The organism is Mycobacterium sp. EPa45, from assembly GCF_001021385.1.
In the GTDB taxonomy this organism is placed as follows: Bacteria; Actinomycetota; Actinomycetes; order Mycobacteriales; family Mycobacteriaceae; genus Mycobacterium.
On record NZ_CP011773.1, the window covers coordinates 2197405 to 2222487 of the forward strand.

At 66.8% G+C, this 25083-nt stretch carries 24 protein-coding genes and 2 tRNA genes; 16 read left to right on the top strand and 10 right to left on the bottom strand.

Annotated features, from left to right (window positions below; all coding sequences use genetic code 11):
• The first annotated feature begins 71 nt into the window (after positions 1 to 71).
• Entirely contained in the window at positions 72 to 1658 is a 1587-nt protein-coding gene (gene serA / locus AB431_RS10415; RefSeq protein ID WP_047329851.1) for a phosphoglycerate dehydrogenase, read from the top strand.
• Positions 1655 to 2665 carry a 3-isopropylmalate dehydrogenase gene (locus tag AB431_RS10420; protein ID WP_047329852.1) on the top strand — a complete coding sequence of 337 codons (1011 nt, stop codon included), beginning with the start codon at positions 1655 to 1657 and terminating at the stop codon, positions 2663 to 2665. Before serA ends, AB431_RS10420 begins: the two co-directional genes overlap by 4 nt.
• On the opposite strand, the gene AB431_RS10425 is transcribed toward AB431_RS10420, so the two are convergent.
• Positions 2662 to 3849: an MFS transporter gene (locus tag AB431_RS10425; RefSeq protein WP_047329853.1), complete on the bottom strand. Its 1188-nt coding sequence runs from the start codon at positions 3847 to 3849 to the stop codon at positions 2662 to 2664. The genes AB431_RS10420 and AB431_RS10425 overlap by 4 nt on opposite strands.
• A 174-nt stretch (positions 3850 to 4023) precedes the next feature.
• On the opposite strand from AB431_RS10425, the gene AB431_RS10430 reads away from it, so the two are divergent.
• From AB431_RS10430 to AB431_RS10445, 4 genes are all read left to right on the top strand, one after another.
• Positions 4024 to 4800 (top strand): fumarylacetoacetate hydrolase family protein, encoded by a 777-nt coding sequence (locus tag AB431_RS10430; protein WP_047329854.1) that lies wholly within the window; start codon positions 4024 to 4026, stop codon positions 4798 to 4800.
• Entirely contained in the window at positions 4800 to 6281 is a 1482-nt protein-coding gene (gltX, locus tag AB431_RS10435; protein ID WP_047329855.1) for a glutamate--tRNA ligase, read from the top strand. Before AB431_RS10430 ends, gltX begins: the two co-directional genes overlap by 1 nt.
• A gap of 113 nt (positions 6282 to 6394) precedes the next feature.
• A tRNA-Gln gene (locus tag AB431_RS10440) sits at positions 6395 to 6466 on the top strand.
• A 75-nt stretch (positions 6467 to 6541) separates the two neighbouring features.
• A tRNA-Glu gene (locus AB431_RS10445) sits at positions 6542 to 6617 on the top strand.
• 49 nt (positions 6618 to 6666) lie between these two features.
• Here the strand turns inward: AB431_RS10445 and AB431_RS10450 are convergent.
• Entirely contained in the window at positions 6667 to 7164 is a 498-nt protein-coding gene (locus tag AB431_RS10450) for a pyridoxamine 5'-phosphate oxidase family protein (protein WP_047329856.1), read from the bottom strand.
• Between the two features lie 42 nt (positions 7165 to 7206).
• Positions 7207 to 7908 (bottom strand): IclR family transcriptional regulator, encoded by a 702-nt coding sequence (locus AB431_RS10455; RefSeq protein WP_047329857.1) that lies wholly within the window; start codon positions 7906 to 7908, stop codon positions 7207 to 7209.
• Positions 7909 to 7983: 75 nt separating this feature from the next.
• Here AB431_RS10455 and leuC point away from each other — a divergent pair, with 75 nt between their 5' ends.
• The 3 genes from leuC (at position 7984) to AB431_RS10470 (ending at position 10883) form a co-directional block, all read left to right on the top strand.
• Positions 7984 to 9417: a 3-isopropylmalate dehydratase large subunit gene (leuC, locus tag AB431_RS10460; RefSeq protein ID WP_047329858.1), complete on the top strand. Its 1434-nt coding sequence runs from the start codon at positions 7984 to 7986 to the stop codon at positions 9415 to 9417.
• Positions 9418 to 9436: 19 nt separating this feature from the next.
• Complete coding sequence (gene leuD, locus AB431_RS10465; RefSeq protein WP_047329859.1) at positions 9437 to 10033, top strand: 3-isopropylmalate dehydratase small subunit; 597 nt, start codon at positions 9437 to 9439, stop codon at positions 10031 to 10033.
• Between the two features lie 199 nt (positions 10034 to 10232).
• The gene (locus tag AB431_RS10470) at positions 10233 to 10883 is read left to right on the top strand and encodes an HU family DNA-binding protein (protein ID WP_047329860.1); all 651 of its coding nucleotides are present in this window, start codon (positions 10233 to 10235) and stop codon (positions 10881 to 10883) included.
• 51 nt (positions 10884 to 10934) lie between these two features.
• On the opposite strand, the gene AB431_RS10475 is transcribed toward AB431_RS10470, so the two are convergent.
• The 3 genes from AB431_RS10475 to cofC form a co-directional block, all read right to left on the bottom strand.
• Complete coding sequence (locus tag AB431_RS10475) at positions 10935 to 11900, bottom strand: bifunctional NUDIX hydrolase/histidine phosphatase family protein (protein ID WP_082135624.1); 966 nt, start codon at positions 11898 to 11900, stop codon at positions 10935 to 10937.
• A gap of 71 nt (positions 11901 to 11971) precedes the next feature.
• The gene (locus tag AB431_RS10480) at positions 11972 to 14143 is read right to left on the bottom strand and encodes an RNA degradosome polyphosphate kinase (RefSeq protein ID WP_047329861.1); all 2172 of its coding nucleotides are present in this window, start codon (positions 14141 to 14143) and stop codon (positions 11972 to 11974) included.
• Between the two features lie 50 nt (positions 14144 to 14193).
• On the bottom strand, positions 14194 to 14850 hold the full coding sequence (gene cofC, locus AB431_RS10485; protein WP_047329862.1) for a 2-phospho-L-lactate guanylyltransferase: 657 nt from the start codon (positions 14848 to 14850) through the stop codon (positions 14194 to 14196).
• Between the two features lie 75 nt (positions 14851 to 14925).
• On the opposite strand from cofC, the gene AB431_RS10490 reads away from it, so the two are divergent.
• From AB431_RS10490 to AB431_RS10500, 3 genes are read left to right on the top strand one after another with little or no spacing between them, the layout of a single operon-like run.
• Positions 14926 to 15936, top strand: coding sequence for an NAD(P)H-dependent glycerol-3-phosphate dehydrogenase (locus AB431_RS10490; RefSeq protein ID WP_047333293.1), 1011 nt, complete (start codon positions 14926 to 14928; stop codon positions 15934 to 15936).
• Complete coding sequence (locus tag AB431_RS10495; RefSeq protein WP_047329863.1) at positions 15933 to 17042, top strand: cystathionine gamma-lyase; 1110 nt, start codon at positions 15933 to 15935, stop codon at positions 17040 to 17042. Before AB431_RS10490 ends, AB431_RS10495 begins: the two co-directional genes overlap by 4 nt.
• Before the next feature lie 58 nt (positions 17043 to 17100).
• Positions 17101 to 18204, top strand: coding sequence for a D-alanine--D-alanine ligase family protein (locus AB431_RS10500; protein WP_047329864.1), 1104 nt, complete (start codon positions 17101 to 17103; stop codon positions 18202 to 18204).
• 1 nt (position 18205) lies between these two features.
• Here the strand turns inward: AB431_RS10500 and AB431_RS10505 are convergent, their stop codons facing one another.
• Complete coding sequence (locus AB431_RS10505; protein WP_047329865.1) at positions 18206 to 18772, bottom strand: DUF3515 domain-containing protein; 567 nt, start codon at positions 18770 to 18772, stop codon at positions 18206 to 18208.
• Positions 18762 to 18998, bottom strand: coding sequence for an Lrp/AsnC ligand binding domain-containing protein (locus tag AB431_RS10510; protein WP_047329866.1), 237 nt, complete (start codon positions 18996 to 18998; stop codon positions 18762 to 18764). Before AB431_RS10510 ends, AB431_RS10505 begins: the two co-directional genes overlap by 11 nt.
• Before the next feature lie 107 nt (positions 18999 to 19105).
• Between AB431_RS10510 and AB431_RS10515 the strand changes: the two genes are divergently transcribed.
• The 3 genes from AB431_RS10515 to AB431_RS29915 all read left to right on the top strand — a co-directional run bounded on the left by AB431_RS10515 (position 19106) and on the right by AB431_RS29915 (position 21604).
• Positions 19106 to 20089 (top strand): thiamine-phosphate kinase, encoded by a 984-nt coding sequence (locus AB431_RS10515; protein WP_369803064.1) that lies wholly within the window; start codon positions 19106 to 19108, stop codon positions 20087 to 20089.
• 22 nt (positions 20090 to 20111) lie between these two features.
• Entirely contained in the window at positions 20112 to 20813 is a 702-nt protein-coding gene (locus tag AB431_RS10520; protein WP_047329867.1) for a uracil-DNA glycosylase, read from the top strand.
• 371 nt (positions 20814 to 21184) lie between these two features.
• The gene (locus AB431_RS29915) at positions 21185 to 21604 is read left to right on the top strand and encodes a phage major capsid protein (protein ID WP_158423535.1); all 420 of its coding nucleotides are present in this window, start codon (positions 21185 to 21187) and stop codon (positions 21602 to 21604) included.
• A gap of 9 nt (positions 21605 to 21613) precedes the next feature.
• Here AB431_RS29915 and AB431_RS10530 read toward each other — a convergent pair whose 3' ends face one another.
• Both AB431_RS10530 and rpmB read right to left on the bottom strand, forming a co-directional pair.
• Positions 21614 to 22318 (bottom strand): alpha/beta fold hydrolase, encoded by a 705-nt coding sequence (locus AB431_RS10530; protein WP_047329868.1) that lies wholly within the window; start codon positions 22316 to 22318, stop codon positions 21614 to 21616.
• A gap of 652 nt (positions 22319 to 22970) precedes the next feature.
• Entirely contained in the window at positions 22971 to 23165 is a 195-nt protein-coding gene (gene rpmB / locus AB431_RS10540; protein WP_047329869.1) for a 50S ribosomal protein L28, read from the bottom strand.
• A 273-nt stretch (positions 23166 to 23438) separates the two neighbouring features.
• Here rpmB and AB431_RS10545 point away from each other — a divergent pair, with 273 nt between their 5' ends.
• Positions 23439 to 25082: a DAK2 domain-containing protein gene (locus AB431_RS10545; protein ID WP_047333295.1), complete on the top strand. Its 1644-nt coding sequence runs from the start codon at positions 23439 to 23441 to the stop codon at positions 25080 to 25082.
• The last annotated feature ends 1 nt before the right edge of the window (position 25083 follow it).

The window sequence follows — 25083 nt, forward strand, 5'->3', positions numbered from 1 at the left end:
AAGTAGACCGCACCCGCTCCGACGGCTGGCCGATGGTCGTCTAGTGACCGGGACACATTAGGCTGACCGGCGTGAATCTGCCCGTTGTACTCATTGCGGACAAGCTTGCCGAGTCGACCGTCGCAGCCCTGGGTGACCAGGTCGAGGTGCGCTGGGTCGACGGCCCGGACCGGCCGAAGCTGCTGGCCGCCGTCGGCGAGGCCGACGCGCTGCTGGTGCGCTCGGCCACCACGGTCGATGCCGAGGTGATCGCCGCTGCGCCCAAGCTGAAGATCGTCGCCCGCGCCGGTGTCGGGCTGGACAACGTCGACGTCGATGCCGCCACGGCGGCCGGGGTGCTGGTCGTCAACGCGCCCACGTCGAACATCCACAGCGCCGCCGAGCATGCGCTGGCCCTGATGCTGTCGGCTGCCCGTCAGATTCCCGCCGCCGACGCGACCCTGCGTGAGCACACCTGGAAGCGCTCGTCGTTCTCCGGCACTGAGATATTCGGCAAGACCGTCGGTGTGGTGGGCCTGGGCCGGATCGGACAGCTTGTCGCCCAGCGGCTGGCCGCGTTCGGCACTCACGTCATCGCCTACGACCCGTATGTGCCGGCGGCCCGCGCCGCCCAGCTGGGCATCGAGCTACTCCCGCTCGACGAACTGCTCGAGCGCGCCGACTTCATCTCTGTGCACCTGCCCAAGACGCCGGAGACCGCCGGCCTGCTGGGCAAGGAGGCACTGGCCAAGACCAAGAAGGGCGTGATCATCGTCAACGCGGCCCGCGGCGGCCTGATCGACGAGCATGCCCTGGCCGATGCGGTCCGCAGCGGCCAGGTGGCCGCCGCCGGACTCGACGTGTTCAGCACCGAACCCTGCACCGACAGCCCACTGTTCGAATTACCGCAGGTGGTCGTCACGCCGCACCTGGGTGCCTCTACGGCGGAAGCTCAGGATCGGGCGGGCACCGATGTTGCGGCGAGCGTCAAGCTTGCGCTGGCCGGCGAGTTCGTGCCGGATGCGGTCAACGTGGGCGGCGGTGCGGTCAGTGAAGAGGTAGCGCCCTGGCTGGATCTGGCCCGCAAGCTCGGTCTGCTCGTCGGGGTGCTGTCCACCGGTGCAGCGTCGAATTTGTCGGTTCGGGTCTCCGGCGAGATCGCCTCGGAAGATGTTGAGGTGCTCAAGCTTTCGGCGCTGCGCGGCTTCTTCTCGACGGTGACCGATCAGCAGGTGACCTTCGTCAACGCGCCGAACCTCGCCGCCGAGCGCGGACTGCAGAGCGAGCTCAGCACGGCCAGCGAAAGCCCCAACCACCGCAGCCTGGTCGACGTGCGGGTGGTGGGTCCGGACGGCACCGCGACCAACGTGTCCGGCACGCTGTCCGGGCCGCAGCAAGTCGAGAAGGTCGTCCAAATCAACGGGCGCAACTTCGATCTGCGGGCCGAGGGCGTGAACCTGGTGCTGCACTACTCCGATCAGCCCGGCGCGCTCGGCAAGATCGGCACCCTGCTCGGCAACGCCGACGTGAACATCCTGGCCGCTCAGCTCAGCCAGGACACCAGTGGTACGGCCGCGACCCTGATGCTGCGGTTGGACCGCGATGTCTCCGACGACGTCCGGTCGGCGATCCGCGACGCCGTCGGTGCGACGACGCTGGAAGTGGTGGACCTGTCATGAAATTGGCGGTGATCGCGGGCGACGGCATCGGCCCGGAAGTGATCGGCGAAGCCCTGCAGGTTCTCGATGTGGTGCTGCCAGGTGTGGAGCGCACCGAGTACGACCTGGGCGCCCGCCGCTACCACGCGACCGGCGAGCTGCTCACCACCGAAACCATCGAGGAGCTGAAGGGCTACGACGCGATCCTGCTCGGTGCGATCGGCGACCCGTCGGTGCCCAGCGGTGTACTCGAGCGCGGCCTGCTGCTCAAACTGCGGTTCGCCCTGGACCATCACGTCAACCTGCGGCCGGGCCGGCTGTACCCGGGTGTAGAAAGTCCGTTGTCCGGCGTGACGGGGATCGACTTCGTCGTGGTGCGCGAAGGGACCGAGGGTCCGTACACCGGCAACGGCGGAGCACTGCGCGTCGGCACCCCGCACGAGGTGGCCACCGAAGTCAGCGTGAACACCGCGTTCGGTGTAGAGCGGGTCGTGCGTGATGCGTTCGCCCGCGCGCAGTCGCGGCGTAAGCATCTGACGCTGGTGCACAAGACGAATGTGCTGACATTCGCGGGCAGCCTGTGGTCTCGAGTGGTCGGCGAGGTCGGCTCCGAATTCCCCGATGTCGAAGTGGCTTATCAGCACATCGACGCCGCGACCATCCACATGGTGACCGATCCGGGCCGGTTCGACGTCATCGTCACCGACAACCTGTTCGGCGACATCATCACCGACTTGTCGGCGGCGGTCTGCGGCGGAATCGGCCTGGCCGCCAGCGGCAATATCGATGCCACGCGGACGAATCCGTCGATGTTCGAACCGGTTCACGGCAGCGCGCCCGATATCGCGGGCCAGGGCATCGCGGATCCGACGGCGGCGGTGATGTCGGTGGCCCTGTTGCTGGGTCACGTTGGCGAGGACGCCGCGGCCGCGCGCGTCGACAAGGCCGTCGCCAATCATCTGGCGACGCGCGGCGACACGACGTTGTCGACGCGCGAAGTCGGCGACCGGATCCGCGCGGCGCTCTAGTCGCGGCTGGGTGGGTCGGCCGGAACCAACGGCACCGCGACGACAGGGAACAGCGCGCATACCGCAAACGCGATCGGAAAACCCACCACACCGATCAGTGCGCCGAACAACGGCGGGGCGAGCCCGCACGTCAGCAGCTGACTGGTGTTCTGTGCACCCAGCGCCCGTCCGCTCCAGAACGGTCCGGCGATCTCGGCGATCGCGGTGAACGCCAAGCCGTTGTCGCTGACCGTGATCACCGATGCGGCGACCATCACGGCGATGCTCAGCGGGGAGTGCAAGGCGTCCGTCAGCGCCAGCAGGAACATCGACGATGCCGCGGCGATCGCGATCGTGCGGATCGGCCGCAGCCGCAACCCCAGCCGGTCCGACCAGCGGCCCGCGCCGACGCGGCCCAGCGCTCCGAGTACCTGCGCGAATGTCACCATCAGGCCGGCGGACTCGGCGGACCAGCCGCGGTCGACGATCAGCCACACCAGGGTGAATGTCCACACCACGCACTGCGGCACCACCAACAGCACCGACACGGCGTGGATGCGCCACAGCAGAGCCGAGCCGCGGTACGGGTTGGCCAGGTGTTCGGCGGGCGCCTCGGCGCGCGGCGGGCGAGGTGGATCGGCCACGGCCACGGCGCACACGACCGCCGCCACCGCGCACACGATCGCGGGAAACAGCAGCGCCACGCCGACCCCGTGGGACTGTGCCAGCCGGGGAATCACCAACGCGCCGAACGCCACTCCCAGCGGCTGGGCGGTCTGGCGGATACCCATCACCAGCCCGCGTTGATGTGGCGGAAACCACCCGACCACCAGACGCCCGCTGGCCGAATTGCTGCTCGCGGCCGCCATTCCGCCGAGGAACAGGAAGACGCTCACGAGGATCAGCGAATGCGCCGAAGCCGCTGCCAGGGCCGCCGCCGCGGTCAGCGCGGAGCCGACGCTCAACACGAAGCGCTCGCCGACTCGGTCGACGACGTAACCCCATGCGATCAGGGTGACCACCATGCCGAAGCTCGGCATCGCCGACACCAGACCGGATTTGGCCAGGTCGAGACCCATCGTGGTGTGCAGGGTCGGGATGAGGAACGCCGCACCGTTGATGAAAACATTGGCGGACAACGTGGCGAACAACGCGATCACGAGCATCATCCAGCGCCGCACGGTGCTGATCGTGTCGGCGGCCATGCGCCCATGATTCCACGCATGTCCCACCATGCTGAATAACTATCCCGATATATGAGATCGCTCACCGAGTGAGCGGTCACGCACGAGAAGTGTGAGATGGGACGCGCGTGGTTTCCCGCTCAACGCCGGTCGGGGCGTTTCGGCCGCCCGTAGTCGCAGCACTAGGCTGTTCACATGCGCCTGGGTCGAATCGCCAGCCCTGATGGGGTCGCCTTCGTGAGCATCGAAGGGGACCGCGGGAGCGAAACCGTTCGTGAAATCGCCGAGCACCCCTTCGGCACGCCGACGTTCACCGGCCGGACCTGGCCGCTGGCCGATGTCCGCCTGCTGGCACCGATCCTGGCCAGCAAGGTGGTCTGCATGGGCAAGAACTACGCGGCCCACATCGAGGAGATGGGCGGCGAGGCCCCGGAAGATCCCGTCATCTTCCTCAAGCCGAACACCGCGATCATCGGCCCTGGTGTGCCAATTCAGTTGCCCGCCAACGCTTCACCGGTGCACCACGAGGGTGAGCTCGCCGTGGTGATCGGCCGCCCCTGCAAGGACGTTCCGGCGGCCCGCGCCGCGGAGAACATCCTTGGCTACACGATCGCCAACGACGTGTCCGCTCGCGATCAGCAGAAGGCCGACGGTCAGTGGATGCGCGCCAAGGGGCATGACACGTTCTGTCCCACCGGCCCATGGATCGTCACCGACCTCGATCCCTCCGATCTTGAAATCCGCACCGAGGTCAACGGCCAGGTGCGCCAACTGAGCCGAACGTCGATGATGATCCACGATATCGGGGCCATCATCGAGTGGATTTCGGCGGTGATGACGTTGCTGCCCGGCGATCTCATTCTCACCGGTACGCCCGAAGGGGTGGGGCCCATCGAGAACGGCGACACGGTCAGCGTCAGCATCGAGGGCATCGGAACGCTGACGAATCCTGTGATCCGGAAGGGCAATTGATGACCGCGACCGCCAACGAGTCGGTGCGCGTACGGTTCTGCCCGTCGCCGACCGGCATCCCGCATGTCGGCATGGTGCGCACCGCGTTGTTCAACTGGGCCTACGCCAGGCACACCGGTGGCACGTTCGTTTTCCGCATCGAGGACACCGACGCCGCGCGCGACTCCGAGGAAAGTTACGCCGCGCTGCTGGAGGCGCTGCGCTGGCTGGGCCTGGACTGGGACGAGGGCCCGGAGATCGGTGGCCCCCATGAGCCCTACCGGCAGTCGCAGCGCACCGACCTCTATCGGGACGTGCTGGCGCGTCTGCTCGACGCCGGTGAGGCCTACCTCGCCTACTCCACTCCCGAGGAGGTGGAGGCGCGGCACGTGGCGGCCGGACGCAATCCCAAACTGGGCTATGACAATTACGACCGCGACCTGACCGACGAGCAGCGCGCGGCCTACGAGGACGAAGGCCGTAATGCGGTGGTGCGGCTGCGGATGCCCGGCGAGGACATCAGCTGGCATGATCTGGTCCGCGGCACGACGACGTTCACCGCCGGAACGGTTCCCGATTTCGCCCTCACCCGGGCGACCGGAGAACCGTTGTACACGTTGGTCAATCCGGTCGATGACGCACTGATGAAGATCACCCACGTGTTGCGGGGTGAGGACCTGTTGCCGTCGACACCGCGTCAGATCGCGCTGTATCAGGCGCTGATTCGTATCGGAGTGGCCGATCGGGTACCCGAATTCGCACACCTGCCACCGGTGTTGGGCGAGGGCACCAAGAAGCTTTCGAAGCGTGACCCGGAGTCCAACCTGTTCCTGCATCGCGACCGGGGATTCCTGCCCGAGGGGCTGCTCAACTATCTTGCGCTGCTGGGCTGGGGGATCGCCGAGGATCGTGACATCTTCACCCTCGGCGAGATGGTGGCCGCCTTCGATGTCGTCGACGTCAACTCCAACCCGGCCCGGTTCGACCAGAAGAAGGCCGATGCCATCAACGCCGAACACATTCGCCGTCTTGACGAAGCGGATTTCGCCGCACGGTTGCGGGCGTACTTCGAGGCGCATGGGCACGACACCGGCCTAGACGATGCTGGTTTCGCCACTGCTGCACAGCTGGTGCAGACCCGCATCGTCGTGCTCTCCGACGGGTGGGCACTGCTGAAGTTCTTCGACGACAACGCCTACGAGCTCGATCCCAAGGCCGCCGCCAAGGAACTCGGCCCGGATTCGGTGCCGGTACTGGAGGCGGCGATCGCCGCCCTCGACGGGGTGGCGCAGTGGTCCACGCCGGCCATCGAGGAAGCGCTGAAGGTCGCGCTGCTCGACGGCCTCGAACTCAAGCCGCGCAAGGCGTTCGGGCCGATCCGGGTGGCCGCCACCGGAGCCACCATCAGCCCGCCGCTGTTCGAATCGCTGGAGCTGCTGGGACGCGACCGGAGCCTGCAGCGACTGCGCGGGGCGCGCGACCATACCGGGGCCGTGGAATAGACACCACGAAATCTTTGGTAGTCTGCTCGTCGGCCCGCAACCACAGCGCAGCCGCCGTGTTTATCTCGCCGAGCCGGGATAAAGGCGTCTGACCAGCGGTTATAGGCAGCCAATGGGGTATGGTGTAATTGGCAACACAGCTGATTCTGGTTCAGCCATTCTAGGTTCGAGTCCTGGTACCCCAGCAATTATGTCGGCAACGGCTCCTGAGCTATGCTGGCTACCCGGTACGCCACGAGGCGTGCCACAGTTTTGGTTCTGGCCCCGTCGTCTAGCGGCCTAGGACGCCGCCCTCTCACGGCGGTAGCGTGGGTTCGAATCCCATCGGGGCTACCAAACGAAATCGCCCGGTCATCGACCGGGCGATTTGTCGTCTCGGGTGGGTCTACTCGGTGGGCGCGGTGGAACCGGCCAGCGGCATCGACGGCAGGCCGAGCTTGCCGTGATCCCAGGACCTGGTGCGCTTGGCGACAATGCGCACCGCCACGCGCTTGTTCATCATCATGTCGACGGCCGGCTTGAGGTCGTCGGTGTAGGGACCGTTGTAGCGCTCCCAGACGCTGACGCCGACCTTGAAGATGGTGTCGGGATCCTCGACGATCTCGGCCACACCTTCGAAGGAGACGCCGCGCAGCGAGTCGTAGGTCATCCCGTCCTCGATGAGGAAGCTCACCCGTGGGTCGCGCCGGAGATTGACCGCCTTCTGCGATTTGGCCTTGGTCTCGACCCAGATCTCACCGTCGAGCACGCCGTACCACATGGCCACGAGATGCGGCTGGCCGTCGGCCCCGATCGTTGCCATCGTGCCGGTGCGGCTGCGTGCCACGAAATCGGCGATCTCGGCGTCCGACATGACGATCTGATTGCGCTGATTGGTTCCCATGGCGTCAGTTTGTCAGGCCATCGCGCGCGGCTGTCGCGGGGATCACAGTCGACGGGTGAGCGCGTCGGCGGCGGCCACCAGATCGGCTGCCCAGCGGGCGCCGGGCCGGCGTCCCATCCGGTCGATCGGGCCAGATACCGACACGGCCGCCACCACCGCGCCGGTGCGATCCCGCACCGGCGCCGACACACTGGCCACCCCGGGCTCGCGTTCGGCAGCGCTCTGCGCCCAGCCGCGGCGGCGGACCTCGGCCAGCGTGCGTTCGGTGAATTTCGCTGTCGGCAGCACGGCCTGCTGGGTGGCGTTATCGCTGAAGGCCAGCAGCACCTTGGCCCCGGACCCCGCCGTCATCGGCAGGCGCGTTCCGACGGGCACGGTATCGCGAAGTCCGGCAGGGGGTTCCAGCGCGGCCACACAGATCCGGGAGGTGCCTTCGCGGCGGTACAGCTGCACGCTCTCGCCTGTGATCTCCCGCAGCCGGGGCAACACCGTTGCGCCCGCCGCCAGCAGCGGATCGTTGACGTGGGCGGCCAATTCGGAGATCGCCGGTCCCAGGCGCCACCGGCCCGCCGTGTCGCGGGCGAGCAGGCGGTGGACTTCCAGGCCGGCGGCGAGCCGGTGCGCGGTGGCGCGCGGGAGACCGGTCCGCTCGCAGAGTTCGGCCAATCCGCAGGGTGAGTCGGCGATCGAGTGCAGTACGCCCACGGCTTTGTCGAGCACGCCGATGCCGCTATCCTGTCTCATAGAGAGATACTAGCGTCCCGAAATATGAGATTTCCAGACTTGTGTTCCGGGCGTCGAAAAGTGAAGTGAGAACTCATGGCTCAGTCCGACAAGCCCAGGACACTGCCCGAGAAGGTGTGGGCCGACCACGTCGTGGTCGCCGGAACCGGCACCGGAGCATCGCGTGAACCCGATCTGATCTACATCGATCTGCACCTCGTCCACGAGGTGACCAGCCCGCAGGCGTTCGACGGGCTGCGGCTGGCCGGCCGTCCGGTGCACCGTCCGGACCTCACGATCGCCACCGAAGATCACAACGTTCCGACCGTCGACATCGACAAGCCGATCGCCGACCCGATCTCCCGGACCCAGGTCGAGACGTTGCGGCGTAACTGCGCCGAGTTCGGCGTGCGACTGCACCCGATGGGCGACGCGGAGCAGGGGATCGTCCACGTGATGGGACCGCAACTGGGCCTGACCCAGCCCGGCATGACAATCGTGTGCGGTGACAGCCACACCTCCACGCACGGCGCGTTCGGTTCGATCGCGATGGGGATCGGCACCTCCGAAGTCGAGCATGTGCTTGCCACTCAGACGCTTCCGCTGCGGCCGTTCAAGACGATGGCGGTCAACGTCGATGGGGCACTGCCGCCCGGTGTGAGCGCCAAAGACATCATCTTGGCGGTGATCGCCAAGATCGGCACCGGCGGCGGCCAGGGCTATGTCATCGAATACCGGGGCAGCACCATCGAATCGCTGTCGATGGAAAGCCGGATGACGATCTGCAATATGAGCATCGAGGCCGGCGCCCGCGCCGGAATGGTCGCGCCGGACGAGACGACGTATGAATTCCTGCGCGGCCGTCCCTACGCGCCGACGGGCGCGGACTGGGACGCGGCAGTGACCGCGTGGGAGGCGCTGAAGACCGACGAGGGTGCCGAATTCGACACCGAGGTCTACATCGACGCGACGACGCTGAGCCCGTTCGTGACGTGGGGTACCAATCCCGGCCAGGGCATTCCGCTGTCCGAGTCGGTGCCGGACCCCGAGTTGATGACCGGCGATGACGAGCGTCAGGCCGCCGAGAAGGCGTTGGCATACATGGACCTTCGGGCGGGCACTCCGATGCGGGAGGTCGGCGTCGACGCCGTCTTCGTCGGCTCGTGCACCAATGGGCGCATCGAGGATCTGCGGGTGGTGGCCGACGTGCTGCGTGGCCGCAAGGTCGCCGACGGGGTGCGGATGCTGATCGTGCCGGGCTCGATGCGAGTGCGCGCGCAGGCCGAAAGCGAAGGGCTGGGCGAGATCTTCACCGCCGCCGGCGCCGACTGGCGGCAGGCCGGCTGCTCAATGTGCCTGGGAATGAACCCCGATCAGCTGGCGCCGGGTGAGCGCTGCGCCTCGACGTCCAACCGGAACTTCGAAGGCCGGCAGGGCAAGGGCGGCCGCACGCATCTGGTTTCGCCTGCTGTCGCGGCCGCGACCGCGGTCCGCGGAACGCTGTCCTCACCTGCCGATCTCGAAAACTAGACCTGCTAAGGAGAACACGATGGATGCCTTTCACACCCACACCGGCATCGGCGTTCCATTGCGTCGATCCAATGTCGACACCGACCAGATCATTCCGGCGGTGTATTTGAAACGGGTCACGCGAACGGGTTTCGAGGACGGATTGTTCGCCGCATGGCGCAACGATCCCTCGTTCGTTCTGAATCTCAGCCCCTTCGACCGGGGTTCGGTGTTGGTCGCCGGACCCGATTTCGGCACCGGCTCATCGCGCGAGCATGCGGTCTGGGCGCTCATGGACTTCGGATTCCGGGTCGTCATCTCATCTCGCTTCGCCGACATCTTTCGGGGCAACGCCGGCAAGGCCGGGCTGTTGGCGGCCGAAGTCGCTCAAGATGATGTTGAACTTCTCTGGAAGCTCATCGAGCAGAATCCGGGGCTGGAAATCACTGTCAATCTTCAAGATCGAAATATCACCGCGGGAACAGCCGTGGTGCCGTTCACGATTGACGACTACACAGCTTGGAGACTGCTGGAAGGTCTCGACGATATCGGCCTTACGCTGCGGAAACGCGACGAAATCCGAGCTTTCGAGGCGGCCCGCCCGAGTTGGAAACCGCGCATTCCGACGACCTCCTGAACGCGGCGGGACGCCGAATTCCCGCCCCAGAAAGGGGGTTCAGACCCCCTCGAATCACCGCCCTAGGGCGGCAAGCGGATTGCTGAAATCCTCCTAAGTAAAGCCTGAAATTGGGCGTGGCTCTTGGAAATATGCAGCTCTTGGGTTTACCGTGTTCTGCAGTCGGTCCAAAGTGGACCACTGGCTTCGGAGGAATTGAATGAACAAAGCAGAGCTCATCGACGTACTCACGGAGAAACTGGGCTCAGATCGTCGGCAGGCAACTCTGGCGGTGGAGAACGTTGTTGACACCATTGTGCGCGCGGTGCACAAGGGCGACAGTGTGACCATCACCGGCTTCGGCGTTTTCGAGCAGCGGCGTCGTGCCGCTCGTGTGGCGCGTAACCCGCGCACCGGCGAAACCGTCAAAGTAAAGCCGACTTCCGTTCCCGCTTTCCGTCCCGGCGCTCAATTCAAGGCCGTCGTCTCTGGTTCACAGAAGCTTCCGTCGGAAGGCCCCGCGGTCAAGCGCGGTGCTGTCGGCGGCGCCGTCAAGAAAGCTGCGGCCAAGAAGGCCGTTCGCAAGGCGGTCGTGAAGAAGGCTGCGGCCAAGGCTCCGGCTAAGAAGGCGGCACCGGCCAAGAAGGCTGCACCGGCGAAGAAGGCTCCGGCTAAGAAGGCTGCACCGGCTAAGAAGGCTGCACCGGCCAAGAAGGCTCCGGCTAAGAAGGCTCCGGCCAAGAAGGCCGCGCCCGCCAAGAAGGCTCCGGCTAAGAAGGCTCCGGCCAAGAAGGCCGCGCCCGCCAAGAAGGCTGCACCGGCCAAAAAGGCTGCCGCCAAGAAGGCTCCGGCCAAAAAGGGCCGTCGCTAAACACAGAAGTTGAATACGCCGCGGGCTCAACGCCCGCGGCGTATTCGCGTGTCAGGGCCTTGTCGCGAGCGGGCTGTCGATGTAGTCGGCGGCCACCACCTGGTCCCCGGCCAACGACAGCACCCAGGTGCTGCCTTTGCGATTTCGCGACTTGTCCGGCTTATCGGTGCCGCGCCACCACGCCAGCAGGTACGGAATGACCTTGCCCTGTGTGCAGATGACCGGTGTGCCACCCTGCGCGGCGATCTTGATGATGCGGTTGTGCGCGGCGTCCGGATCGTCGGCGTACGCCTCTTCGGTGAGGCTGGTCTCGGCGGAGATCGTCACTCCGAGTTCCTGTGCCAGTGGTTCGACTGTCTGGATGCACCGCGCTCGGTCGGCCGCGTAGACCTCGGTGGCCCCGAACGCCATCAGTTGGCCGGCCAGTGATTCCGCTTGTGCGCGACCGTTCTTGTCCAGCGGCCGGCTCCGGTCGTCGCCCTTGTAGCGCGACTTGATACCCGCCGTTCCGTGCCGGACGATCAACACCGTCGTGGTGTCCGCCGGTTGTTTGGTGAAAGCCTTGAGCACCGCGCGGTCGTGTGGGTAGGTCAGACGCTGTGCCGCATCGTCGACGGGCAGCCATTCCAGCAGGTCGACTTCTGCGTTGGGCGTGAAATCGCCGCCCAGCGCCCGCGCCGCCCAGTAGTGAACGATCTTGGTGCCCTGCGGGATCGGATAGTGGGTCTGGATCAGGCGCCGGCCCAGCTGGGAGCGCTGACCGGTCTCCTCCCAGATCTCGCGTACCGCGGCGACCGGTTCGTTCTCTCCGGGATCGACTTTGCCCTTGGGTAGGGACCAGTCGTCGTATCGAGGCCGATGAATCAGCGCGACGTGCAGCTCGCCGGTGTCGGGGTCGGGTCGCCACAACGCCGCGCCGGCCGCAATGACCCGTCGCTGAAGCGTCTTGCCCTTCTTGGTCGCTGACTTCTTGGTCGATTTGGTCCTCGAGCTGTCACGTGACGCTCTCTTGGCCACCTCAACTCCCGCAAATCAATTCGGGCCCCTGCCCGGGACCGGATCCGGTGGGTCGCATCGAGGGGTGCAACTCAGTGCTGCCGATGCCGTTCCATCAGCCACACCTGATGGTCGCGGACCTGCCTGCCGTCCTGCGGCGCCGCAGTCCAGTGGCCGTCGGGGCCCAGTTCCCAGCATCGCGTCGAGGGATCCATCGCCGATTCGAAGATCTCGTCGAGATGGGCGGTGAGCCGTGGGTCTTTCACCTGAGCCAGCACCTCGACGCGGCGATCGAGATTGCGGTGCATCATGTCGGCGCTCCCGATGAAGAATTCGTTGATCGCGTTGAAATGGAAAATCCGCGAATGCTCCAAGAACCGGCCGAGAATCGAGCGCACGACGATGTTCTCGGAGAAGCCGTCCGCACCCGGTTTGAGGGCGCAGATGCCGCGCACGACCACCTCGACACGCACCCCGGACTGCGATGCGCGGTAGAGCGCGTCGATGACCTGTTCGTCGACAAGGGCGTTGGCCTTCAGCCGAATCCGGCCATCGCCACGTGTGCGATGCGCTTCGATCTCACGTTCGATGCGCTCGATGATTCCCTTGCGCACGCCGTGCGGGGCGACCAGAAGGTTGCGGTAGCTGACCTTGCGGGAGTAGCCGGTCAGCGAGTTGAACAGGTCTGTGAGGTCCGCGCCGATATCAGGTGCGGCGGTGATCAAGCCGACGTCCTCATAAAGTCGCGCGGTCTTCGGGTTGTAATTGCCGGTGCCGATATGGCAGTAGCGCCGGATCGTCGATCCTTCGCGGCGCACGACCAGACAGGTCTTGCAGTGGGTCTTCAGCCCGATCAGCCCGTAAACGACATGCACGCCCGCATCTTCCAGGGTCCGGGCCCACTTGATGTTGGCCTGCTCATCGAAGCGCGCCTTGAGTTCCACCAGGGCGACCACCTGCTTGCCCGCTTGGGCCGCGTCGATGAGCGCGTTGACGATCGGGGAGTCACCGGAGGTTCGGTACAGCGTCTGCTTGATTGCCAACACATTCGGATCCGCGGCCGCCTGCTCGATGAAGCGCTGCACGCTCGTCGAGAACGAGTCGTAGGGATGGTGCAGCAGTACATCGCCGTCGCGCAGGGTCGAGAAGATGCTCTTCGGCGTCTCGCGCTCCGCGAAGGCCGGATGGGTGGCCGGTACGAACGGGCGGTCCTTGAGGGCCGGGCGGTCCACGTCGTAGACCTGCCACAACGACGAAAGATCCAGCAGCCCCGGCACCTGGACCACATCACCGGGATGCACGTCGAGCTCACGCAGCAGGAGTTCGAGCATGTGCTCCGTCATGTCGTCGGCGACCTCGAGGCGCACCGGAGACCCGAATCGCCGTCGCGCGAGTTCACGTTCCAGCGCCTGGAGCAGATCCTCGTCGCGGTCTTCCTCGACCTGCATGTCGGCGTTGCGGGTGATGCGGAAGACGTGATGCTCCACGATCTCCATGCCCGGGAACAACACGGGCAGGAACGCTGCGATGAGTTCCTCGGTCGGCAGGAACCGGACGACGTCGCTGTCACCGTTGGTGCCCTTGAGAACTACGAACCGGTCGACGTTGTCGGGAACCTTGATGCGGGCGAAGTGCTCGCCACCGTCGTCGGGGGACTTGACGGTGATCGCCATGTTGAGGCTCAGCCCGCTGACGAACGGGAAGGGGTGCGCGGGGTCGACGGCGAGGGGAGTGAGAACGGGGAAGACCTGTTCGTGAAAGTACGTCGACAACTCGCTGCGTTCGGCGTCGGTGAGGTCGGCCCACGTGACAATGTGAATGCCCTCGTCCGCCAACGCGGGGCGCACCGACTGGATGAAGACCTCGGCTTGGCGCAATGAGATCTGGCGTGTGCGTTCGCCGATCCGGCGCAATTGTTCGCGGGGGGACAGCCCGTCGGCCGACCGCACCGACAACCCCATCTCGTCGCGACGTTTCAGCCCGGCCACGCGGACCATGTAGAACTCATCGAGATTAGAAGCGAAGATCGCCAGGAACTTCGCGCGCTCGAGCAAGGGCAGCGAGGTGTCGGCCGCCAGGGCCAGCACCCGGGCATTGAAATCCAGCCAGCTCAGCTCGCGGTTGAGGTACCGGTCTTCGGGCAGTTCGCTTTCGACCGCGGTCGCTGTAGCCGCGGGAGGCGCCTCCGGCGCGGCGTCACCCGGCTGCCAGTCGTCTTCCGTCGATCGCGTTTCGGCTTCCGTCTCCGTCACGTTTCCGATCATCCCTCATCGGCGGGGCATGCGGACCGGCGCGGCTCAAAGTCGCTGCCCGTTCAAGCGTTGTTCACCCTCAACGGGTGCGCGATTGCCCTGGTGGTCGCCGCTCCCACGCCGAGGAGGCGGGCCGCCTCCAAGTCTTCGATGGTGTCGATGTCACAGCGCAGTCCCGGCCAGGCGCCGGTGAGTTCCACAGCACCGGAGTCGCGGTGCCGCCGGGCCGAGTCACGGCCGAGCAATGGATCGAGCGGAACGCCGAACGCGAACAACGCGGCTGTGCCGGTGCGGGGCCGGTCGGCGACGAAGCTGCGCCGGTGGGCCCGGGCGTGTGCCACCGCCTCGGTGAGTTCGTGGGTCTGTAGAGCAGGCAAATCTCCTTGCAGCACAACGGTGTTCGGTGTCTTCTTACTGACTGCCGCCCAGGCGAAGCGCACGGCGGTGTTCAACGGGTCGGGCTCGGTCGGTGGCGTCGCGTCGAACAGCACGTCCGCGCCGAGCTCGCGGGCGGCGGCCGCCGCCGTGTCGTCGGGGGTGACGACGGTGATCGACGCCACGGCGCCGGCTCCGCGGGCCGCAGTGACGGTGTCGACCAACATTGCGAGCACCACCTGCTCACGGGTGTCCGCCGAGAACGCCGGGCTCAGTCTGGTCTTGGCGGCCGCGAGACGTTTCACCGCGATGATCACGCCGATGTCCGCGCTCATGTTCACCATCCTCTCAGCGTCGTTCGGGCTGCCTGCATTCCTGGTCGGCGAGCGGTCGCAGCGGCGTGGGTTACGTTAATGACCATGACCAGCACGGTGGGCACCGCGGCGGTGATGGGGGCGGGCGCCTGGGGAACCGCGTTGGCCAAGGTGCTGGCCGATGCGGGGTCTGAGGTCCGGCTGTGGTCACGTCGGGCCGAAGTCGCCGAGGCGATCAACACCACGCACACCAACAGCGGGTACCTACCCGGTATCGCGCTGCCCACCGCGATCCGCGCAACCACCGATGCGGCCGAGGCCCTCGACGGACTCACCACGGTGCTGCTTGCGGTTCCCGCGCAGACCTTGCGCGCCAATCTCGAACAGTGGCGCGGTCTGATCGCCGATGGCGCCACCCTGGTCAGCCTTGCCAAGGGCATCGAGCTGGGCAGCCTGATGAGGATGAGCCAGGTCATCGTCCAGGCCTGCGGAGTCGACCCCAGTCAGGTCGCCGTGGTGTCGGGCCCCAACCTGGCCGACGAGATCGCACAGGGGCAGCCCGCTGCGACCGTGGTCGCCGCCACCGACTCCGGCCGCGCGATCACCCTGCAGCGCTCACTGAGCACCGGCTACTTCCGCCCCTACACGAACGCCGACGTCATCGGCACCGAGATCGGCGGCGCGTGCAAGAACGTGATCGCCCTGGCCTGTGGCATGGCGGCCGGTGTGGGTCTCGGCGAGAACACCGCGGCCGCGATCATCACCCGAGGGCTGGCCGAGATCATGCGCCTCGGAATCGCCGTCGGCGCCAAGCCCGCGACGCTGGCCGGTCTTGCAGGAGTCGGCGACCTGGTCGCGACCTGCACGTCACCGCATTCGCGCAACCGCAGCTTCGGCGAACGACTGGGGCGCGGCGGCACCATGGAAGCAGCTCAGCTGGCCGCCGGCGGCCACGTCGCCGAGGGTGTGACCTCCTGCGAGTCGATCCTGGCGCTGGCTTCGAGCTACGACGTCGAGATGCCGCTCACCGATGCGGTTCACCAGGTGTGCCACAAGGGTTTATCGGTCGACCAGGCGGTGGCGCTGCTGCTGGGTCGCAGCACCAAACCGGAATGAGTGACCGCTACGGCGACTCGACCCGCGCCGTCAAAGCTGTGAGTTCGCTGCCGATTCCGGGTGATCCGGTGGGCCCGGGACCGGTCTTCGCCTCCGCCTACCACCTCTCCGACGACGAGGGCAGCGAGCAGAACACCTACGGCCGGGGCTCCAACCCGACGTGGCGGCAGCTCGAGTCGGCGCTGGCACAGCTCGAAGGCGCCGCGGCCGCATTGGCTTTCAGTTCTGGGATGGCGGCGATCACTGCCGCGCTGCGGGTGACGGCCAGACCCGGTTCGGTGCTGGTGGTTCCGGCGGACGGCTACTACCAGGTGCGGCGCTATGCCGCTGAAAGCCTTGTCCCACACGGGATCACTGTCCGGGAAGCAACCGCCGACCGGATCTACCAGGCCGCCGAGGGCGCCGATGTGGTGCTGGCCGAAACCCCGACGAACCCCGCGCTGGATGTCGTAGATCTGCGGCGGCTGGCCCAAGCCTGCCGGCGCAGCGGTGCGCGGCTGCTGGTGGACAACACCACCGCCACCCCCCTGGGGCAGCAACCGCTGTCGCTGGGCGCCGACCTCGTGGTGGCCAGCGCCACCAAGGCCCTGGCCGGGCACAGTGACATGCTGGCGGGCTACATCGCAGGCAGCGACGCCGAGCTGATCGCCGCTGCGGAACGCGAGCGGCTGCTGTCCGGGGCGATCCTCGGTTCGTTCGAGGCCTGGCTGGTGCTGCGCAGCCTCGGCAGCATCGGACTCCGGTTCGAGCGGCAATGCCAGAACGCTTTCGCGCTGGCGACCGCGCTGCAAAGCCACGCCAGCGTCCGTTCGCTGCGCTACCCGGGACTGCCCGACGACCCGGCACACCCGGTGGCCGCCGAGCAGATGCGGCGCTTCGGGGGACTGGTGTCGATCGAACTCGCCGACGAGGCCGCAGTACACGCCCTGGTGCGACGCAGCGAGCTGCTGGTGGCTGCCACCAGCTTCGGCGGCATCCACACCTCCGTGGACCGTCGTGCCAGGTGGGGTGACCCGGTCTCGAACGGATTCGCCCGGATTTCGGCCGGTATCGAGGACACCGAGGACCTGGTGTCCGACGTCGTCGCGGCCCTCGACGCCGAATAGTTGCTGCTCACGGCGCCAGATCGTGCTGATAACGGCTGGGCTGTAGCCTCTCTAGTTTGTGACTTCTCGTATTCGCGTCGCCGTCGTCTACGGGGGCCGCAGCTCCGAGCACGCGATCTCCTGCGTGTCGGCCGGAAGCATCCTGCGGAACCTTGATCCGGAACGCTTCGAGGTCGTCGCCGTGGGCATCACCCCGGAGGGTTCCTGGGTTCTGACCGACGGCAAGCCCGAGACCCTGGCCATCACCGATCGCAGACTGCCGGAGGTCAGGGGTGAGTCGGGTACCGCACTGGCGTTGCCGGCCGATCCGCAGCGGCGCGGGGAGCTGGTGTCGTTGGGCCAGGCCGCAGGCGAGGTGCTGGCCGCGGTCGACGTCGTCTTCCCGATCCTGCACGGGCCCTACGGCGAGGATGGCACCATTCAGGGCCTACTCGAGTTGGCCGGGGTGCCATACGTGGGTGCGGGCGTGCTGGCCAGCGCCGCGGGCATGGACAAGGAATTCACCAAGAAGCTGCTGGCGGCCGACGGCCTGCCAATCGGCGATCACGTCGTGCTGCGGCCGCAGGAGAAGGCACCCACGCTGGATGCCATCATGCGCCTTGGCTTTCCGATGTTCGTCAAACCTGCGCGCGGGGGTTCGTCGATCGGGGTGAACCGAGTGATGAGCCCCGACGAGCTGCCTGCGGCGATCGCCGATGCCCGCCAACATGACCCCAAGGTGATCATCGAAGCCGCCATCGAAGGCCGCGAACTCGAGTGCGGTGTCCTCGAATTCCCGGACGGCTCAGTGCAAGCCAGTGCGATCGGTGAGATTCGGGTGACCGGAATCGGCGGTCGTGATGACGGCTTCTATGACTTCGCCACCAAGTATCTCGACGACGGCGCCGAGCTCGACGTGCCCGCGAAAGTCGATGACGATGTCGCAGAAGAACTGCGGCACTTGGCAATTCGCACCTTCAAGGCACTGGACTGCCAGGGCTTGGCGCGGGTCGATTTCTTCCTCACCGAGGAGGGGCCGGTGGTCAACGAGATCAACACCATGCCAGGCTTCACCACGATCTCGATGTATCCCCGCATGTGGGCCGCCAGCGGCATCGACTATCCGACGCTGGTCGGCACCATGGTGGAGACCGCGCTGGCCCGGGGAACCGGTCTGCGCTGAATCAGCGCGGCGGGTTCGGCTCGATCGGAACCGCGGGCATGGTGCGCGCGATCACGTCCGACAACGCTTGAATGGGCGTCGGCCCTGACTCTTTCGGCAGGGTGAGGGCAAGGTAGACCGGGCGGTCCACGGTGACCCAGGTGCTGCGGTCGGTGCCGGGCTCGGTGATCTGGAACCACTGCACCGCGTTGACCACCTGGATGGGGGAGCCGACCACGAACTCGGCCGGCCGGTCGACGCCACAGCGCAGAATGACCGGGTAGTTATCGGCGGCGCCACGCCACGCCGCGGTGCCGGCCGGTACCGGCTCGGCCGCCGCCACCCGATGGAATTCGCCGAGGTTGTCGGGCAGCGCGTTGATCACTTCGCGGCACACCGACGACTCGGCCTTCGGTGCCGGCGCGGCGGCGATGACCACCGGCTGAACCGGAGCCTTCCGAGTGGCCGCGATGCCGAGGACGGCGCCGATCGCCACGATCGCCACGATCACCCCGGCGATCAGCAACGCGCGTGGAGGACCGTCCGCCAGGCTGTCTTCGGTGATCGCGGGGAGGGGCTCAGTCGGCATCGGCAATCGGGCAGGTCAAAGTTCGGGTGATTCCGGCGACCTGTTGAACGCTGGGCACCACGGAGGTGGTCAGCTCGTCTTTCGTGACCGAGCCGACTCGCGCCACCACGTCGTAGGGTCCGGTCACGTATTCCGACGACAGCACGCCGGGCAGCGTGGCCACCTGCTTGGCGACGACTTGGGCGCGGCCGACCTCGGTCTGGATGAGTATGTAGGCCTCCACCACCCGTCGCCTCCTCGTTCACTAGCCGCCCACGCGCGCCGCCGACCTAGACTGGCATGTCCGGGTGCCGGCAAGGCCCCAACGTACCGCAGGTTGCCGTGCCGATCAGCCTGGGCGACAACAGGAGGGCAGACCTCGTGGCCGACGGTGGCGAACCCACTTTGCGCCAGCTCGGCGAGTTCCCGATGATCGACCGGCTGGTGGCCGGGCGCCGTCAACCAGCCGAAGTCACCGTCGGGCCCGGCGACGACGCCGCGGTGGTGAACATGCCCGACGGGCGGGTGGTGGTCACCACCGACATGCTTGTCGAAGGGCGTCACTTCCGGCTGGACTGGTCGTCACCGCACGAAGTCGGTCGAAAAGCCATCGCGCAGAACGCCGCCGACGTCGAGTCGATGGGGGCGCGGCCGAGCGCGTTCGTCGTCGCGTTCGGGGCCCCGCCCGACACGCCGGCGTCGCGGGCCCAGGAACTGGCCGATGGGATGTGGCAGGAGGCCGGCGCGCTGGGCGCCGGGATCGTCGGCGGTGATCTGGTAGCCAGCCCGCAGTGGGTGGTGTCGGTGACCGCGTTCGGTGATCTCGGCGGACGCGCCCCCGTGCTGCGCACCGGGGCGCGTCCCGGATCGGTGGTGGCCATCGCCGGCGAGCTCGGTCGGTCGGCTGCCGGATATTTGTTGTGTCACAACAAAATCGACGGTTTCGACGAGCTGCGCGGGCGTCACCTCGTGCCCCGCCCGCCGTATGGGCAGGGTGTGGTGGCGGCTGACGCCGGCGCGCAGGCGATGACCGATGTCTCCGACGGCCTGATCGCCGATCTCGGCCACGTCGCCCGCGGCTCCGGAGTTGTCGTCGATCTCGCCGCCGACGCGCTGCGGCCCGACGTCGAGGCCGTCACCGCCGCGGCCGCTGCCGCCGGTGTTGACCCGCTTGCGCTGGTGCTCTCCGGTGGTGAAGATCACGCCCTCGTCGCGTGCTTCCCCGACACGGTGCCACCCGGCTGGCGGGTGATCGGTGCGGTGCGAGACGGTTCGCCCGACGTGCTGGTCGACGGGCAGGGGTGGGCCGGTCCGGCGGGTTGGCAATCCTTCGACTGACGGCGCGCGTTAGGTTACGTCGGTGACGACCACCGCCCGGCCGCTTACCGAACTCGTCGAGGATGGCTGGGCGCAGGCGCTCGCCCCGGTCAGCGACCAGGTCACCCAGATGGGCCAGTTCCTGCGCGACGAGATCGCCGCGGGCCGGCGTTATCTGCCCGCCGGTCCGAACGTGTTGCGCGCCTTCACCTTCCCCTTCAGTGACGTTCGGGTGCTGATCGTCGGTCAAGACCCGTACCCGACGCCGGGACATGCGGTGGGCCTGAGCTTTTCGGTGGCGCCCGATGTGCGGCCGCTGCCGCGGAGTCTGGCCAACATTTTCAGCGAATACACCGCGGACCTCGGCTACCCACAGCCGTCGACCGGCGACCTCACACCATGGTCGCAGCGCGGCGTCATGCTGCTCAACAGGGTGCTGACCGTGCAGCCCGGCTCCCCGGCGTCACATCGGGGGAAGGGCTGGGAGACCGTCACCGAATGCGCCATCCGCGCTCTGGTGGCACGCGACCAACCGCTGGTGGCGATCCTGTGGGGGCGCGACGCATCGACGCTGAAACCCGTGCTGGAAGCCTCCGGCATTCAACACAGATGCGTGGCGATCGAGTCGCCGCATCCGTCGCCGCTGTCGGCATCACGGGGATTCTTCGGTTCGCGCCCGTTCAGCCGGGCCAACGAACTGCTGGCCGGGATGGGCGCCGAGCCGATCGACTGGCAGCTGCCCTGACCCACGCCGATATCGACGTTTTGGAGGGATCTACTCGGCGTTTTGCGCCCAGATGTCGGTTTTGCCGGACTGGGAAAATGCGCGGTAGCTTCTGGCTGTGCAAAAGCTGTCCTGACCAGGACTGATACCCACCTCCGAGGGCGACCCCATCCCCGATGAGGCCGAGCCTGACCTCGCCGAGGTGCTGGTCTACACCGGCAAGATCGCCCAGCTGGTTCGGATCACCAACGAACAGTAGTCCCAGGCTGGAACTGCTACTCAGCTCTCGGAGTCGGTGGCCCGGGCGATCTCCCGCCGGGCTAACACCGCATTTCATTGCCGAAGCCGCGCCGGTCGCGCCCAGCACCGGGCTGGTCAACGTCGAGCGCGTCATGGACGGCGGCACAAGGTCGGATTCCCTTGACGTGCTCACCGACCTAGCGGTCCAGCTGCAGGACAACCTGTCGGTACCCACCCACATCCTGGTCGACCCATTGGGCTGGGGCGAGCTTCGCAAGCTTAAGGTCGGCAGCGCATACAACCAAACCTTGTTGGGCGCAGGCACATCCGATGCTGAGCAGCGACTTCTGGGCCTGTCGGTCATCGTTGACCCAGCGGTGCCGGACTACACCGGGCTGATAATCGACAAGCGCGCTGTCGTCAGCGCCGCCGGGCCGATCAGGGTGGCGACCTCCGAACACGAGTACTTCTCGTCAGACTCGGTGCTGCTGCGGGCGACGTGGCGGCTCGGTCATGTTGTTTCGCGGCCCAACAGGATTGGGACGTTCGCGATTGTTGCGCCGGGTTCGTAACGACCGGCGTCATACCTTCTCGGCGATCTGCAACAACACGTCAGCAAGCGCCTGCGGTCTCGAAAGGAAGGGTGAGTGACTGCCCGGGAGCTCGATGATTTCAGAGCCGGGCCTGCCGTTCGCGATCTGCTTGGCCCACCTCAATCGAAGTGCCATGTCATCAGTGCAAACGATCGAAGTGCTCGACACCGAGGGGTATTCGGTCAGCGAGCATGGCACATAGGTGGGGTGGTCAGCCTGTGGTCGAAGGCGTGTGAATGCGGCCTTGGCGGTGTCCTCATCGCAGTCGGCATAGAGCAGCTCACGCGTCAGTTCGAAGTCTGCCCACACCTGCCGTGACTGCTCGTCGGGCTGCAACGCGCCATAAACGGCTGGATTGAGCATGTCCGGCTCATCGCGCAACTGATCACCGAAGCTATGCCCGATCTTTGGCGTGTATGCGCAGAGGTACACCAGGTGGCGAACAGGCCGACGAGTAGCGACTAAAGGGATCACCAAGCCGCCGTAGGAGTGCCCGACAGCGATCACGTCGTCGCCATGTCCGTCGATTGCGGAACAGACCGCGTCTGCGAGAGTGTCGCAAGTTGCTAGATTGTCGTCGATGGGCAGGTCCATCGCGACAACGTCGTGTTCTGCCTGTTGCAGAAGTGGTGCCAAGCGCTCCCAGCACCACGCACCGTGCCACGCGCCGTGGACGAGGGCGAATGTCGTCATGCGGATGACACTAGGAGCGATCAGGCCGCAAGAAGTGAGAAATGCAAAGGTCAGGGGGCTGGGGAGGTAATCCCCCTACAGGCGTCGCGGACGACGACAGTCCTACGGCGTCGGTCAGCCTGCGGAGCAGCGTTGAGCCGCGAAAGCCAGAGCTGCTGCCGGGGGAATGCGACCGGTTAATCATCCGCGTCTAGCGGCGCCTTAGTGGCAGTTAGCCATCGTCGGATGTAGCCACGGTGAGGATCAGCTGCCTTTTCCAACACGGTCGGGTTCGCCGGAAGATAGTCGACCAGCCACCGCGACAACCCGTCCCGCTCCTCCACAGCGCCAGGCGGATGCAGCTTCCAACCGAGGTCGTCCACCGACCACTGGGCCTTAGCCTGATTGCTCAGCATCGACGCTGTGACCCAGGTCGACTCGTCGTCGCACTCACCTCGGCTGACGTGAGACCTCCAGTTCGGATGTGCCGGGAAGTCCTCCCCGAGCACAACATGGAGGAGGCGGAGAACACCGGGTTTATGAGTCGGTTGCCCGTGTAGCGGTCGATGAAGCCATCACGCATGAACAGGTTCAGCGACTGGCGTTCCGAATACCGGCGGACGATCGTCCCTACCCGCAACCCGCCCAAATGTCGGTTTGGGCGTGGAGGGGATCAGCCGCGGCTGACCTTGCCGGCCTTCAGGCAGGAGGTGCAGACGTTCACGCGGTGCTTGTTACCGCCCGGGCGGGTGACGGCACGCACGGTCTGGATGTTCGGGTTCCACCGGCGGCTGGTCCGGCGATGGGAATGCGACACCGACTTGCCGAAGCCGGGGCCCTTTCCGCAGACGTCGCACACGGCAGCCATGTAGAACTCCTCTAAGTCAGTAGTCGAACTTTGTCCGGGGGCCAACGACCGCACGACGGGTGACCCGACAACCTGACTAGGATAGCCGTCCGGTGAACCGAACGCCAAAATCGGCCGGTCCCACGCTCTGAAGACCCCACCCGGGCGGCGCTGACCTGCGGCGACCCCAGTATCCCACGGTCCCGTGCGGCGCTGGCATCGCAGTGTCGGGTGGACTGGATAGGCTGTCGCGACGAAGCCGTGTGGTGGGCCAGGGATCGCGAGGAGGTGCCGATGCCGGACCGGCGGCTGGACGCATCGGCCCTGCGCGACTGGGCTCACACCGCCGTCGGCGATCTGATCACCCACACCGACGAGATCAATCGGCTCAATGTTTTCCCGGTGGCAGATTCCGACACCGGGACGAATCTGCTCTTCACCATGCGGGCTGCGCTGACCGGCGCGGAGTCGGTGACCGGCGCCGGCGGTGTCAGCGAGCTGACCGCCGCAATGGCGGAAGGCGCAATGCACGGCGCCCGGGGAAATTCCGGAGTCATCCTGTCTCAGATCCTGCGCGGCCTGGCCGACGTCACCGCCGCCGCTGCCGCCGACACCGACGGGTTTCTCGCCGATATCGACGCGGTCCTGTTGGGCGCCGCGCTGCGGCACGCCGTCGGATTGGTCGTCTCGTCGATGGGCGGCCAACTGGTGGCCGGCACCATCGTGTCGGTGCTGCAGGCCGTCGCCGACACCGTCCAGCAGTGGGCCGCCGACGGCGCCGGCCTGGCCGAGGCGCTGATGGCGGGCGCCGAGGCCGGAGTCGCGGCGTTGGAGCGCACGCCCGAGCAGTTGGACGTGCTGGCCGAGGCCGGTGTGGTGGACGCCGGCGGGCGCGGGTTTTTGGTGCTGATCGATGCGCTGATCGCCACTATGACCGGGCATACGCCGCACCGGGACGCCTATGAGCCGGGGCCGCCGCGCATCGAGAGCGTCGCCGCGGAACCGGCTCCGCCCCAATTCGAGGTGATGTATCAGCTCGCCGACTGCGATGCGGCAGCCCTCGATCCGTTGCGCACCCGGTTGGAGCAGCTCGGTGATTCGGTGGCGATCGCCGCGTCGGCCGACCGGTACTCGGTTCACGTCCACACCGACGACGCCGGCGCCGCCGTGGAGGCCGGGATGGCGGCCGGCGCCATCAGCCGAATTCAGATCTCGGTGCTCAGCACGGGCCAGGCCCGGGTCTCCCCCGGAAGCTGGAGCCGTGACCGCGCGGTGCTGGCCGTCGTCGACGGTGACGGTGCCGCAGAGCTTTTCGAGCAGGAGGGCGCCTGCGTGCTGCGCCCGGACGCCGAGCTCACCGATCCAACCAACGGTGTCAGCGCCCACGAATTGCTGCGCGGAATCGTCGACGCCGGAGCCGCCCAGGTGATGGTGTTGCCCAATGGCTATGTGGCGGCCGAGGAGCTGGTCGCCGGATGTACGGCCGGAATCGGCTGGGGCATGGACGTTGTCGCGTTGCCGACCGGTTCGATGGTGCAGGGGCTGGCCGCGCTGGCCGTCCACGACCCGGCCCGGCAGGCCGTCGACGACGGCTACTCGATGGCAAGGGCGGCGGCCGCCGCCCGGCACGGGTCGGTGCGCACCGCCACCGAGCAGGCGCTGACATGGGCGGGCAGTTGCGAACCCGGTGACGGACTGGGCATCGCCGGCGACGAAGTGCTGGTGGTCGCCGACGATGTCACGGCTGCGGCCACCGGGCTGATCGATCTGTTGTTGGTGGCGGGCGGCGAGATGGTGACCGTATTGATCGGCGACGGCGTCGATCCTGCGGTCGCTGAGGCGTTGGCCGCGCATGTCCACCGGCGTCATCCCGGAATCGAATTCGCGACCTATGCCACCGGTCACCGCGGCGACGCGTTGCTGATCGGAGTGGAGTAGC